We start from the raw sequence: 14,351 nt of genomic DNA, 5'->3' as shown, positions 1-14,351 counted from the left end.
CTTCTTTTTCTGTTTTCTCCACTATAACACAAAAAGGATGCCTCCCCAGGCATCCTTAATGAAACGCTCTTGTTTTATCACAGCACTTTCCCCAAAGTGCTATTCTCCCATCACTGCACATCTTTATTATAATGGACTGCAAACTGTTATACAATAGCAATTAGTAATTTTTACGTAAATGATTGAAAAACAGTGGTGTGACAAGGAGAACAAGCAGTACTATAACAGGTGGAATAAACAGTGATACTGAAATTCCTTTAAAGAGCATCAAATAGAAACTCGTGATGATCTCAATAAAGAGAATCGAGATTGTGAACAGCTGCCCGAAGTAGCCTCGGTGGCGGATATGAATCAGAATCGTAAAGACTAAATAGAGAACGCCCACTACAAAAAGCAGAAACAGACTGAGCCACTCATAAAAGTACTGCATCTTCACGACATTAAACTTGCTGACATTGAACAGAATATTACGGTTATTGAGTTCAATCAGGGTCAGCATCAGAATCAGTACACCGAAGATGACTTCAACCTGGAAGAAATTAAACCATTTCGGCTTGCGCATCCAGCGCGGGATATCTTCATCCTGTAGATTGATTTTACGGCGGACGCCTTCTTTGAAACGATTCCAGCTGAGCATCAGTCTTTCATCAATCTTCATCGACTGTTCAGATAACTGCTGCAGTGCATCATTTGTCTGGTGATTGATGGCACGACTGAATTTTTTATCCCGTTTACGTTTATTGGCTCGACGCATCGCATGTTCTGCCGGATCTATCTTCTTCGCACGGTGCAGAAAAACGTAATTGCCTAACGCAAGTGCTCCCATGCCGGAGAAAAGAATAAAGAAGAAATTCAGTGCCATCAAATCGAGTGGCGTCACCTTTTCATCTACAAGCTGGTCATAGACATGATTCTGCGTCACGATATATGCCAGACCGAAGATGAAAATCAGAATCAGGTAATGCAGCTTGCGGAACTCACTATTTAAGTGACGACGGTTCAGCACGAAGAAGACGAGCAGTAGAAATGCTGCAAAATAAAACAGCGCGTAAATATGGTAGACCTTGAACATAAAGAGCGCCGTCAATAAAAATAAGAAAATAGCCGTCATCAGATAAAAAATAGAAATCTGCGAATCATGGGCCGTTGTTTTCTTCAGGGTACGACTGATATAGAAAAGACCTAGTCCGTAAAGGACAAATATCAAGCTATAGATGTAGGGATAAGCTATGATGTAATGACTAAGCAGTTCTATAAAGGCATAACTATAAATATTGATGAAGTCAGACAGCTGTGCCATATGGAGACGGTTGATGGCGATCTCCTTAAAATGAACAATCTCATCAGCATTGAAAAATATAAAAAGACCCATGCCAAGAAGCAATGCGCCAAGCAGATAGCCGATCAGGACTTCTATGTTATTTTTAAACCATTTCATGATTTCACCTCACGCCTTATTATAGTGAAAACAAGGACATTTGTCCCTTATAAATGGAAATATCAGACTTAAGTATTAGATGTTTAGGAGCGATTTTTTCCGGGAATAACAGACTATCATCATTAAGGAGGAATTTATCATGACAAACGATAAAATCGAACAACATAAAGAAGATGCTGAAAAAGCGAAAGAACCAGTAGAACAAAACGATCAACACGAAACAGGTAAAGAAGCAACTCACGAAGACGTACAGAATACATTTGAATAATATAGATAGCATAAGCGAGGCTGCGGCCTCGCTTTTTTTAATGGGATGAGGGTTATGTAGTAGTTACGAGCGATATTTCACGTTCATCGCTGATAACTACCTGGCATCGATGCTTTAACACGAGTTAGCAGCGATATTTCACGTTTATCGCTGGTAACTACCTGATATCGTTGCTTCAACACGAGTTAGCAGCGATATTTCATGTTTATCGCTGATAACTACCTGGCATCGATGCTTTAACACGAGTTAGCATTGATATTTCACGTTCATCGCTGATAGCTACCTGGAATCGTTGCTTCAACACGAGTTAGCAGCGATATTTCACGTTTATCGCTGGTAACTTACTCAAAACGATAAAAAAGCGAGACCTGCTCTTGCAAGTCTCGCTTCCTACTACAATGCACGATGTGCGATATCTTTTCGATGAAACAAGCCGTCACTTGTAATCTGTCCTACTTTTTTATAACTTCTTTCAACAGCTTCCTGGATACTAGCCCCTTTACCGACGGCCAGCATGACACGGCCACCTGACGTCACCCAGTCTTCTTCTTTTTTCAGGCCGCTGATGTAATAATCAAGCGAACCGTCGTAACCATAGACTTTATGACCTTTGTCGTAGCTGCCTGGATAACCTTCTGAAGCAAGGACGACACCGACGACCGCATCATCAGACCACTGCAGTTGAATATCTTCTTTTCTCTCAAGTGCTTCAAGCACTTCAATCAAGTCGCTCTCCATTTTCGTCAGCAGCACCTGACATTCCGGATCACCGAAACGAGCGTTGAATTCGATGACTTTTGGTCCGTCTTCTGTAATGATGGCACCAATATAGAGTAAGCCGAAATAATTCAGCCCCTCTTCATGCATCGCGCGTGCTATCGGATAGGCGATGGTCTCGTTCGTCACTTTTAATACATCATCGCTGATATGTGACACTGGACAATAGGCACCCATACCGCCAGTGTTAGGGCCTAAGTCACCATCATAGGCACGCTTATGGTCCTGTGCAATCACATCAAATGGAATGATGAAATCATCATTGACAAAGACCATGAGTGAAAACTCTTCACCTGCCAGAAACTCCTCAAATACCACTTCAGCGTCACCATTCTGATAGAAGAGTTCAATCGCACCGACTGCTTCTTCGTGTGTCATCGCTACAATGACCCCTTTACCGGCAGCAAGGCCGTCCTGTTTCAGCACAATCGGCGCAGGATGACTGTCTAAGTAGTCAAGTGCTTCCTGTTTCGTTGTTACGACTGCATACTCCGCTGTCGGAATATCGTATTTCGCCATCAGTTCCTTCGCAAATGACTTAGAACCTTCAATCTGGGCCGCCTTCTGATTCGGACCAAACACTTTGATGCCTGCTTGCGTCAGTACATCCGCAAGTCCTTCTGTCAGCGGCTGTTCCGGCCCGATGACGACCCATTCTATACCCTGTTCTTTAGCGAAGTTCAGAATCTGGTCATGCTCTGTCTCTTTAATATCACTGACGACTGTTGCTACATTGACCATCGCATCGTTACCTGGTATCACGAAAACTTCGTCTACACGTTCAGACTGCTTAAGCTTATGGCTAAGTGCGTGCTCACGACCACCTGAACCGATTACAAGTACTTTCATAAGAGCCTCCTAGTGTTTGAAGTGACGCATGCCGGTTGTTACCATAGCAATGCCGAGTTTATTTGCTGCATCAATCGAATCCTGGTCTTTAATTGAGCCGCCTGGCTGGATGATACATTTGATGCCTGCTGCTGCAGCTGTCTCTACTGTATCGCTCATCGGGAAGAAACCATCACTCGCTAAAATCACATTGTCGTTCATTTCAATTGCACGTTCAATCGCAATCTTCGCTGCGCCGACACGGTTCATCTGACCCGCACCGATGCCGACTGTCTGCTTCGGATTTGCCAGCACAATAGCATTACTTTTCACGCTTTTTACGACTGTCCAGCCAAGTTCCATCGCCTGCCACTGTTCTTCTGTCGGCTGCGCTTCTGTAACGACCGTCATGTCGTCACGCGTCAGCACTGCTGTATCTTTGTCCTGAACTAAATAGCCGCCTGACACAGAGACGAATTCTTCTGTCTCAGCTTCTGCATCCATCTGAATTTCAAGTAGACGGATGTTCTTCTTTTTCGTCAGCAATTCAAGTGCCTCGTCGCTGTAGCCTGGTGCAATGATTACTTCAAGGAAAATTTCACTGAGCGCAGACGCTGCCGCTTTGTCTACTTCGCGGTTCAAAGCGACAATCCCACCGAAGATAGACTGACTGTCTGCAGCGTATGCGTTACTAAATGCTTCTTCAATCGTTGCACCGATGCCGACACCACAAGGATTCATGTGTTTCACTGCCACTGCTGCAGGCTCACTGAATTTCTTCACAAGCTGAAGTGTCGCATCCGCATCTTTAATGTTGTTATAGCTGAGCTCTTTACCGTGTAACTGCTTAGCGCCTGCTATTGTATTCGGAGCGTCAGATGTTTTAACGAATTTCGCTTTTTGCTGCGGGTTCTCGCCGTAGCGAAGAGACGTGCTCTCTCCACTGAAAAACTCCACGATAGCAGCATCATATTTGGCTGTATGACTGAATGTCTTGATCATCAGCTCTTTACGGAATGCTTCGTCTACCTGTCCAGACTTCAGGTTGTCGATGATTCTTGTATAGTCTGCAGGGTCCACCACTGTTAAAACATGCTTGAAATTCTTCGCACTCGCGCGGAGCATCGTCGGACCGCCGATATCGATGTTTTCGATGGCGTCAGCTTCAGTGACATCCGGTTTAGCGACTGTCTCTTCGAATGGATAAAGATTGACCGCTACAAGATCGATTAGTTCAATGCCATGTTCACTGAGTGCTTCTAGATGCTCAGGGATATCACGGTTTGCCAGAATACCCCCGTGAATATTCGGATGAAGCGTTTTGACACGACCGTCCATGATTTCCGGAAACTGTGTCAGTTCACTGACTGATTTTACCGCGATGTTATGGTCGACCAATGTCTTTTTTGTGCCACCTGTAGAAAAAATTTCGAATCCCTGCTCAATCAGCTGAGCTGCAAATTCAGTGATACCTGTTTTGTCTGATACACTTAACAATGCTTTTTTCATGACTGACTCCTTAAATGATATTTTTGATAACTCTGGAATAAAGTTCGTATTCTATCGCCTGTATGCGCGGCTGCAGAGACTCAGCTGTGTCGTCTGCATAGACTGGGCAGGCCACCTGATCGATAATCGTCCCGGTATCCATGCCGGCATCGACATAGTGAACAGTCACACCGGATACCCGGCAGCCATAGCGGACTGCCTGACCGATGGCATCTTTGCCCGGAAAGCTTGGCAGAAGAGAAGGATGGATATTCAGGATGCGCCCTTCATAAGGCTTAAGCAGGGTCGGGCCGATGAGTTTCATATAACCGGCAAGTATCAGCCATTCGACCTTATCCGCCTTCAGTCTTGCCAAAATCGCTTGTTCATATTGTTCTTTTGAGGCAAATGTTTTCAGCTCGAAAAGATAAACGGGCACTGCGTAGCGCTTTGCCCGTTCAATGGCGTATGCGTCCGCCTGGTCGACATAAAGACCTGTCACCTGGATGTTGTCCAGGTAACCCGCCTCTATATTAGCCATTATCTTTTCGAAATTTGAGCCACTGCCTGACGCAAATATCGCCACTTTTTTCATACTAAATACCTGTAATCGTGATTGGTTCTGAGTTTTCTTCAATCCTTCCCATCACAATACCTTCTTCACCGCTCGCCTTCAGTAAATCAAGAACTGCCTGCTGATCCGCTTCAGCGGTAATGATGACGAAACCAACGCCCATATTGAAGACATTGTACATCTCCAAGCGGTCAAGCTGCCCTTGTTCTTCGAGCCATTTGAAGACCGGCTGCTCCGGAATCTCTGCCACGTCAATACGTGCTGATAAGCCTTCCGGCAGTACACGCGGGATGTTTTCGATAAAGCCGCCACCTGTAATATGGCACATACCGTGTGCTTTCTTCGACTTGATGATGTCTTTGACTGCTTTGACATAAAGACGAGTCGGTTCAATCACTGTATCAAGAACAGTTTTATCTCCGATTTTACTTTCTAAGTCGATATTATTATCTCGAATAATTTTTCTTACTAAGCTATAGCCATTACTATGAATCCCGCTTGATTTCAGACCGATGATCACATCGCCCGCCTGAATCTTGTCACCCGTGATATAGTCCTCTTTTTCAACTGCTCCGACTGCGAAGCCGGCGATATCGTAATCACCAGCATGATACATGTCGCCCATCTCTGCTGTTTCGCCGCCGATCAGTGCACATTCAGACTGTACACAGCCTTCTGCAACACCTTTGACAATCTGTTCAACAATTGCAGGATCTACTTTGTTTAGGGCAAGGTAATCTAGAAAGTAGAGTGGCAGAGCGCCTGTTGTCAGAATATCGTTGACACACATTGCCACCGCATCAATACCGATTGTATCGTGACGGTCTGCATCTATCGCTAGACGGAGTTTCGTACCGACACCATCTGTCCCTGAAACTAAGACCGGTGCCTTCATGCCCAGCTGAGAGAGATCGAATGCTGCCCCGAAACCACCGAGACCTCCGAGTACTTCCTGACGCATCGTACGCGTGACGTGTTTTTTCATTCGTTCTACAGATTCGTAACCGGCATGGATATCCACGCCTGACGATTTATATGCTTCTGACATAATTAGACTCCCTTCGTCTTCTTCTCTTTTTCTTCCGGTAACAGATGATCCACGATTTCAATCGGATAGTTGCCTGTAAAGCAAGCATCACATTCGCCTTTAGATTCAAACTGCTTATAGACACCGTGCATGCCTTCAACAGACAGATAAGTCAGTGAATCCACTTCTATCTCCTGACGGATTTCTTCTACTGTCTGGTAAGCCGCAATCAGTTCTGCGTGTGTCGATACATCGATACCGTAATAACAAGGATGTTTCAGTGGAGGTGATGAGATGCCCATATGCACTTCTTTAGCGCCTGCTGAACGAAGCGCCTTGACGATATATTTACTCGTTGTACCACGGACGATTGAATCATCAATGACGATGACACGTTTCCCTTCAACGACGTCGCGAATCGGTGCGTGCTTCATGCGCACGGCACGCTCACGCATCTTCTGGTCCGGTGTAATGAATGTACGTCCGACGTAGCGGTTCTTTAAAAGCCCCTGCTCATTCGGGATACCCGAATAGCTTGAGAAGCCTTTTGCCGCCTGCAGAGATGAATCCGGTACGCCAATCACGATGTCCGCGTCGATATTCATCTCCTTCGCCAGCTGTTCACCAAGTGCTTTACGTACGTTATAGATGGAGTGGTGTCTGAACTCTGAGTCCGGACGCGCAAAATAGACATATTCCATTGAGCACATGCGATGCTTCGTCTCAAGGGCGTAGTTATCTTCTTCTATTCCGGCATCATTAAATGTCAGAATTTCGCCCGGCTCAACGTCACGGATATATTCCGCACCGATCGCCATCAGGGCGCAGGATTCACTCGCAACGCAGTAAGCACCGTCTACTTTACCGAGCATCAGAGGACGCACGCCGTGGCTGTCCAGTGTTGCTGTTAAACTGTCCTTCTGCAGAACAAGATAAGCGAATGCACCTTTGATCTGATTAAGCGCTGCTTTTAAGTTTGACTTGAAGCTTGGCGACTTTGCTTTAAACAACAGGTGGCCTAATACTTCAGAGTCAGAAGACGTCTGAAAAATCGCGCCTTCTTCTTCCAGCGCGTGACGAATCTGTCTCGCGTTCGTTAAGTTACCGTTATGTGCAAGACCTAGGTCACCTTTCGAATGTTTGAATAAGAATGGCTGGACATTTGACAGTTCAGAAGCTCCTGTCGTCGCATAGCGTACATGACCGATTGCACTGCGATAGCCTCGCAGTGAATCCAGCTGCACCTGACTGATCGCGTCCGGGAGTAAGCCCATACCGCGTGCACCAAAGAGGTTTTCACCATTTGAGCAGACAATCCCTGCTCCTTCCTGACCCCGGTGCTGCAGGCTGTGCAGTGCCATATAAGTCAGTTCCGCTGCGTTCGGGTGATTCCAAATACCGAATACACCACATTCCTCGTTTAGACCGCGGATGTCATACATTGACCGATTGCTCCTCTCCAAGTTGCGATGATGCTGTTCACATCCTCTTCAATTACACCGTTACTTGCTTCTACTTTAAAGCTGTCAGTACCAAATGTACCGATTTTAACAGCGTCTTTCAGTTCGATATCTTCTTTAGCAATCAAGAGGTAACGACCTTGAGATTCACTGAATAACTGTTCGACAGGTACCTCAATTTTCGCTTCAATACCTGTTTCAAGGTAAGCCGCCATCTGAGCGAGTTTGATCACCACGCCGCCTTTACCGACTGCCTGAACGTGAGATAACTTGCCGCTTGTAATCAGTTCACGAATGGCTTCTCCGCGTTCAACTTCCAGCGCTAAATCGATTGTGACTTCCTCGTGTGCGACTTCATTAAATAACAGCTTTTCAATCTGAGAACCACTGAAATCAGCATGAGTTGCACCCACTAAATAGATCGATTCGCCTTCTGTCGGTGTGAAGTCACGTAAATATTCGATATCTTCAATTAAGCCGACCATACCGACGACTGGTGTCGGGAAGATGGCTTCGCCTTTTGTCTCGTTATAAAGAGAAACGTTACCAGACACAACAGGTGTATTCAGTGCTGCACAAGCTTCAGCCATACCGCGCGTAGAATCTGCAAGCTGCTGATAGATTTCCGGTTTCTCAGGGTTACCGTAGTTCAGGCAGTCCGTCATCGCAAGTGGCAGACTACCGACTGCGATTAAGTTACGATACGCTTCAGCAACGACCATCTTACCGCCTTCGTAAGGGTTGTTGAAGACGTAGCGCGCTTCACCGTCAATAGTCGAAGCGACCGCTTTCGTTGTTCCTTCGACACGTGTCACCCCTGCTGATAATCCAGGCTTGATGATCGTGTTGGCGCCGACCTGCTGATCGTACTGTGAATACGCCCATGTTTTAGACGCAATCGTCGGATGATTCAAAAGACGTGTGAAGACATCTTTTGCGTCAATAGCAGAATAGTCATGGTCGACCGCAGCATATTCTGCTGCTTTACCGTCCAGGACATAGACAGGTGCTTCGTCGCTTAACGGCTGCACTGGAATATCTGCATAGATTTCATCCTCATAGCTTAAGACGAAGCGGTCTGTATCTGTTACTTCACCGATAACAGCACTGTCTAATTCGTGATGATCGAATAGATCAAGGAACTTCTGTTCTGTCCCTTTTTCGACAACGAGCAGCATACGCTCCTGTGTCTCTGATAACATCATTTCATAAGGAGAGATACCTTCTTCACGCGTCGGTACTTTCTCAAGGTGTAAATGAATACCTGATTCACCTTTAGCCGCCATTTCAGATGATGAAGACGTCAGACCTGCTGCACCCATATCCTGAATACCGACAAGCTCCGGGTAAGTGATAGCTTCAAGCGTTGCTTCCATCAGTTTCTTACCGACGAATGGGTCACCGATCTGTACAGAAGGACGTTTAGATTCTGATTCCTCGTTCAGTTCCTCTGATGCAAATGTTGCACCGTGGATACCGTCACGACCTGTTTTAAGGCCGACATAGATCACCGGGTTGCCCACACCTTTTGCTGTCCCTTTTTGAATCTTATCATGGTCGATGACACCGACACACATCGCGTTGACAAGCGGATTGCCATCATACTGAGAGTCAAACTCGATTTCACCTGCCACTGCCGGGATACCGATACAGTTACCGTAGCCACCGATACCAGCGACAACACCAGAGAAAAGACGCTGGTTCTGTTTAGAATCCAGTTCTCCGAAACGTAAACTGTTTAACAGCTGAACAGGACGTGCACCGATAGAGACGATGTCACGGACGATACCGCCAACCCCTGTCGCTGCTCCTTGATACGGTTCAATCGCACTTGGATGGTTATGTGATTCGACTTTGAAGACGACAGCCTGATTGTCACCGATATCAACAACACCGGCACCTTCACCAGGACCCATCAGTACACGTTCACCTGTTACAGGGAACTGTTTTAAGAACGGCTTTGAGTGCTTATATGAACAGTGCTCACTCCACATGACAGAGAAGATACCAATCTCTGTGTAGTTCGGCATACGGCCTAAAATATCACAGACTTTATCATATTCTGCATCTGACAGACCCATATCTGCGTATAATCTGTTATTTTTAATATCATCGATTGTTGGCTCTAAAAATCTCATCTGTTATTTCCCCCAGCTTTCTAGAATACCTTGGAATAAGCGTTTACCGTCTTCAGAACCGAGTAATGTATCCATCGCACGTTCCGGGTGAGGCATCATTCCGCAGACGTTACCTTCCTTGTTCACGATGCCGGCAATATCTTCTAAAGAACCGTTCGGGTTCTCTGAGTAAGATAAAATAATCTGTTTGTTATCCTGCAGTTCCTTCATTGTTTCAGGTGAGCAGTAATATGAACCTTCGCCGTGCGCAATCGGATAGACCACTGTCTCGTCCTGATCATATAAATGCGTGAACTTCGTCTCATTGTTGACGATGGTTAAGTGTTCATTACGGCAGACGAATTTATGGCTTTCGTTATGCAGAAGCGCGCCTGGCAGTAAGCCGATCTCTGTTAAGATCTGGAAACCATTACACACACCGAGAACCGGTCTGCCTTCAGCAGCAAGACGTCTGACTTCATCGACAATCGGTGCCACACGTGCCATCGCTCCGCAGCGTAAGTAATCACCGAAAGAGAAACCGCCTGGAATCAGCACACCATCATATCCTTCAAGAGATGTCTTGCGGTAATCCACGTATTCTGCTTCCATCCCTGTGATGAGCGCTGCATTCAGCATGTCCCGGTCACAGTTAGACCCTGGAAATTCAATGACCGCAAACTTCATTATTCCGCCTCCACGACTTTGTAGCTGTATTCTTCAATAACCGTATTCGCGAATAATTTTTCGCTGAGTGTACGGACCACGTTATCAACTGCTTCATCAGTCGCTTCGTCAACTGTCATATAAAGGACTTTCCCGACACGGATATCGTTGACCTGGTTATAGCCTAAATCATGAACGGCACGAGTTAATGTCTGACCTTGTGTGTCTAATACCTGTTTCTGTAATGTGATGTAAAGTTCGATGTTTTTCATGATTATAAAGCCTCCATTTTATTGTAAAAGTTAGTGTAAGTATCAATCAGTGAACCTGTGTCTTCACGGTAAACGTCTTTATCAAAGTTTTCTTTTGTGTCTTTGTCCCAGATACGGCATGTGTCAGGTGAGATTTCATCAGCGAGTAAAATGTTACCGTCTTTATCTTTACCGAATTCAATCTTGAAATCAACTAAATCGAGGTTCATACGATTCATGATGTCTACCAGTTTGTTGTTGATATTGAGCGCCTGACGTTTCAGTTCAGCGATATCAGCATCATCCGCGATACCGAGCAATTTAACGTGGTCGTCTGTGACAATCGGATCGTTCAATTCATCCTTCTTATAGTAGAACTCGACTAAAGGGGCTTTGAACGCTTCGCCTTTTGTAAAACCGAGACGCTTCGTAATAGAACCGGCAGCGATGTTACGGACGACGACTTCCAGTGGAATGATGTCGACTTTTTTGACAAGCTGTTCTGTCTCAGATAAGCGTTTGATGAAATGTGATTCATAGCCTGCTTCTGTCAGTAACTCGAAGAAACGACTCGTGATCATATTGTTCAGACGGCCTTTACCTGCCATCGCATCTTTCTTCGCACCGTTACCTGCAGTCACTTCGTCTTTGTACTCGATGCGGTAGACCTGGTCATCATCTGTTGAAAAAACGCGTTTTGCTTTACCTTCATACACTAACATCTACATTCTCTCCTTATAAATCGCTTCATAGTCGTTATTTAAATCAAGAATCGTTACATGACCCATCTTGCGGTTTTCCTTGCGCACTTCTTTACCGTAGACATGGACGTGCCAGTCAGCATGGTCGCTGAAGATGTCTTCCATCGTATCCAGATCCTGACCGAGCAGATTGAACATGACGGCTGGTTTCAGCAACGTGATCTCTTCCGGCAGCTGCCAGCCTGCAACAGCAAGTATATGGGTATCAAACTGCGAATAATCACATGCTTCGATCGAATAATGTCCGGAATTATGTGGACGTGGTGCAATCTCATTGACGTACAGCGTGTCATCCTGGTCGATGAAGAATTCCACTGTGAAAGTACCGACGAAATAAATCGCCTGCATGATTTTCTTCACTTCTTCTATCGCCTGTGACTGATGCGGATGTTCACCTGTCACGGTCGTCTTATAGAGAATCTGATTGCGGTGTTCATTCTCCTGGACCGGGAAGAAGACGACTTTGCCGTCCGGAGCAGCTGTAGCTGTAATAGAGATTTCTGATTTTAAGTTGATACGTTTTTCAGCGACACAAGGACGGATCGCTAAAAGTTCATCCGCTTCTTTAAAGTCCTCTTCGCTTTCTATCACAATCTGACCTTTGCCGTCATAACCGCCGAACGTCGTCTTCAGCATAAACGGGAAGCCGAGTATGTCAGCTGCTCCTTTCAGTTCTGCCTCATTCGTCACAGAGACGAACGGAACAACAGCTGCGCCTGCTTCTTTAAGGGCTGTTTTTTCAGCGAGACGGTTCTGCAGGGTCACCACTGTATCCGCGCCCTGCGGAACATTGAACTGCGACGTGATATTCTTTAGTTCCTCACCGCTGATATTCTCAAATTCATATGTGATGACATCTGACAGCTGACCGAGTTCAAGCAGCGCCTGTGCATCGTTATAAGGTGCGTGGATGAAGTGGTGACTGACGTAGCGTGCAGGACATGTATCATCCGGATCGAGGACAGCCACTTTAAAGCCGCGTGCCTGTGCACTTTGTGCCATCATTTTACCGAGCTGACCGCCGCCGATGATACCGATTGTTGAGCCAAGTTTCAGTTTAGTATAAGTCATTCTGCATAGCCTCTACTTTCTTGACGAGTGATGCTTCGTAGTCGTCCAGTTTCTGTACTAAAGTCTCTTCTTTCAGACTTAACATGCGTGCGGCGAGGATTCCGGCATTCTTTGCGCCTGCAGAACCGATTGCCGTCGTTGCGACAGGAATTCCGCCAGGCATCTGGACGATGGATAACAATGAATCCATTCCTTTTAACGTCTTCGTTTCAATCGGAACTCCAATGACAGGCAATGTCGTCATAGAAGCGATCATACCTGGTAAATGAGCAGCCCCACCAGCACCTGCGATAATGACATCAATACCGTTTTTTCTAGCATCACGAGCGAAGTCGACCATCTGAAGCGGCGTGCGGTGTGCCGAGACCACAGAAGCCTCAACTGGAATATCAAATGATTCTAAGATGGTGACGGCTTCTTTCATCGTCGGCCAGTCAGATGATGAACCCATTACTACAGCAACTTTCATCAAAAATTACCTCCATATCTATTGAAAACCGTTACATAAATTGAGATGATTACAGTAGTAGCATAACAGTAGTGCTATGAGATTTCAAGAAAATAAACGAACATTTTAATTAATTTTAGCTAAATTGTACGAATTTAGTTCGTATTTTCGAGGAACTTAAGTTGAAATTAATCAAAAATGTTCGATTTACAGGAGGAGTCAGCATGACAGCAAAAGTTTTAGATGGTAAAGCAATCGCACAGGAGTACCGTGCAGGTCTGCAGAAGGAAGTAGAGAAACTGAAAGCACAGGGCACAACGCCTAATTTAACGGTTATCCTTGTCGGTAACGACGGTGCGAGCCAGAGCTATGTCAACAACAAGAAAAAATCGGCTGAAAAAATCGGTATGTCTTCAGAAATCGTCAAGATGGATGAAACAGCGACAGAAGAAGAAGTGCTGGCAGAAATCAAGCGTCTGAACGAAGACCCGTCCGTACACGGTATCCTCGTACAAGTACCGCTGCCAAAACAGATTTCAGAAGCAAAAGTCTTAGAAGCCATCGATCCTAAAAAAGACGTCGACGGTTTCAACCCAATCAACATCGGCCGTCTGTATGCGGGAATGGAAACATTCATTCCATGTACACCACTCGGCATCATGGAAATCCTGAAAAATGCGGATATCGATTTAACAGGTAAAGAAGTTGCAGTTATCGGACGCTCACACATCGTCGGTCAGCCCGTCGCTAAACTGCTGACGAATGAAAATGCAACAGTGACACTGCTCCACTCTCGCAGCACGAACATGAAAGAAACGTTGAGACGTTCAGACGTCATCGTCTCAGCAGTGGGTAAGCCAGGTCTTGTCACTAAAGACGATGTCAAGCCGGGCGCTGTCATCGTAGACGTCGGCAACACAGTCGTAGATGGTAAGCTGACAGGCGACGTGAAATATGACGAAGTCTCAGAAGTCGCAGATGCCATCACACCTGTGCCAGGCGGTGTCGGTCCTCTGACTATCACAATGGTGCTGAACAATACGTTACTCGCTGCACAGCGTTCCGTGAAGTAAGAGCAGAAAATCCGCTTTCCTATTTGGGAAGCGGATTTTTTATTGAGACTCTCAGGGTGTTATCCATCCTTGAGAGTCTGAATTATCCTATTATTTAGACTCTC

The 14,351-nt window shown here is 45.7% G+C and carries 14 protein-coding genes; 2 read left to right on the top strand and 12 right to left on the bottom strand.

Annotation, left to right across the window (positions count from 1 at the left end):
* Positions 1-160 precede the first annotated feature (160 nt).
* Complete coding sequence (auxA, locus tag MGG13_RS04230) at positions 161-1,438, bottom strand: lipoteichoic acid stability factor AuxA (protein ID WP_239035487.1); 1,278 nt, start codon at positions 1,436-1,438, stop codon at positions 161-163.
* A gap of 139 nt (positions 1,439-1,577) precedes the next feature.
* On the opposite strand from auxA, the gene MGG13_RS11325 reads away from it, so the two are divergent.
* On the top strand, positions 1,578-1,706 hold the full coding sequence (locus tag MGG13_RS11325; RefSeq protein WP_275416167.1) for a hypothetical protein: 129 nt from the start codon (positions 1,578-1,580) through the stop codon (positions 1,704-1,706).
* 393 nt (positions 1,707-2,099) lie between these two features.
* On the opposite strand, the gene purD is transcribed toward MGG13_RS11325, so the two are convergent.
* From purD to purE, 11 genes are read right to left on the bottom strand one after another with little or no spacing between them, the layout of a single operon-like run.
* The gene (purD, locus tag MGG13_RS04225) at positions 2,100-3,332 is read right to left on the bottom strand and encodes a phosphoribosylamine--glycine ligase (protein WP_239035486.1); all 1,233 of its coding nucleotides are present in this window, start codon (positions 3,330-3,332) and stop codon (positions 2,100-2,102) included.
* 9 nt (positions 3,333-3,341) lie between these two features.
* Positions 3,342-4,820, bottom strand: a complete 1,479-nt coding sequence (gene purH, locus MGG13_RS04220; protein WP_239035485.1) for a bifunctional phosphoribosylaminoimidazolecarboxamide formyltransferase/IMP cyclohydrolase — start codon at positions 4,818-4,820, stop codon at positions 3,342-3,344.
* A 10-nt stretch (positions 4,821-4,830) separates the two neighbouring features.
* Positions 4,831-5,394 (bottom strand): phosphoribosylglycinamide formyltransferase, encoded by a 564-nt coding sequence (gene purN / locus MGG13_RS04215; RefSeq protein ID WP_239035484.1) that lies wholly within the window; start codon positions 5,392-5,394, stop codon positions 4,831-4,833.
* 1 nt (position 5,395) lies between these two features.
* Complete coding sequence (purM, locus tag MGG13_RS04210; RefSeq protein WP_239035483.1) at positions 5,396-6,421, bottom strand: phosphoribosylformylglycinamidine cyclo-ligase; 1,026 nt, start codon at positions 6,419-6,421, stop codon at positions 5,396-5,398.
* Between the two features lie 2 nt (positions 6,422-6,423).
* A complete protein-coding gene (gene purF / locus MGG13_RS04205; protein WP_239035482.1) occupies positions 6,424-7,842 on the bottom strand; it encodes an amidophosphoribosyltransferase in 1,419 nt (472 codons plus the stop codon).
* Positions 7,821-9,998 (bottom strand): phosphoribosylformylglycinamidine synthase subunit PurL, encoded by a 2,178-nt coding sequence (gene purL, locus MGG13_RS04200; RefSeq protein ID WP_239035481.1) that lies wholly within the window; start codon positions 9,996-9,998, stop codon positions 7,821-7,823. Before purL ends, purF begins: the two co-directional genes overlap by 22 nt.
* Positions 9,999-10,001: 3 nt before the next feature.
* Positions 10,002-10,664, bottom strand: a complete 663-nt coding sequence (gene purQ, locus MGG13_RS04195) for a phosphoribosylformylglycinamidine synthase subunit PurQ (RefSeq protein WP_133431116.1) — start codon at positions 10,662-10,664, stop codon at positions 10,002-10,004.
* Positions 10,664-10,915, bottom strand: coding sequence for a phosphoribosylformylglycinamidine synthase subunit PurS (gene purS, locus MGG13_RS04190; protein WP_133429445.1), 252 nt, complete (start codon positions 10,913-10,915; stop codon positions 10,664-10,666). Before purS ends, purQ begins: the two co-directional genes overlap by 1 nt.
* Before the next feature lie 2 nt (positions 10,916-10,917).
* A complete protein-coding gene (purC, locus tag MGG13_RS04185) occupies positions 10,918-11,616 on the bottom strand; it encodes a phosphoribosylaminoimidazolesuccinocarboxamide synthase (RefSeq protein WP_239035480.1) in 699 nt (232 codons plus the stop codon).
* Positions 11,617-12,726 (bottom strand): 5-(carboxyamino)imidazole ribonucleotide synthase, encoded by a 1,110-nt coding sequence (purK, locus tag MGG13_RS04180; protein ID WP_239035479.1) that lies wholly within the window; start codon positions 12,724-12,726, stop codon positions 11,617-11,619.
* Positions 12,713-13,195, bottom strand: a complete 483-nt coding sequence (gene purE / locus MGG13_RS04175; protein ID WP_239035478.1) for a 5-(carboxyamino)imidazole ribonucleotide mutase — start codon at positions 13,193-13,195, stop codon at positions 12,713-12,715. Before purE ends, purK begins: the two co-directional genes overlap by 14 nt.
* 203 nt (positions 13,196-13,398) lie before the next feature.
* On the opposite strand from purE, the gene folD reads away from it, so the two are divergent.
* On the top strand, positions 13,399-14,247 hold the full coding sequence (gene folD / locus MGG13_RS04170) for a bifunctional methylenetetrahydrofolate dehydrogenase/methenyltetrahydrofolate cyclohydrolase FolD (RefSeq protein ID WP_239035477.1): 849 nt from the start codon (positions 13,399-13,401) through the stop codon (positions 14,245-14,247).
* The last annotated feature ends 104 nt before the right edge of the window (positions 14,248-14,351 follow it).

It is taken from the genome of Macrococcus brunensis, assembly GCF_022343725.1.
GTDB lineage: Bacteria > Bacillota > Bacilli > Staphylococcales > Staphylococcaceae > Macrococcus > Macrococcus brunensis.
The sequence above is the reverse complement of the archived record's forward strand: the minus strand, read 5'-3'. Positions and strand labels throughout refer to the sequence as shown.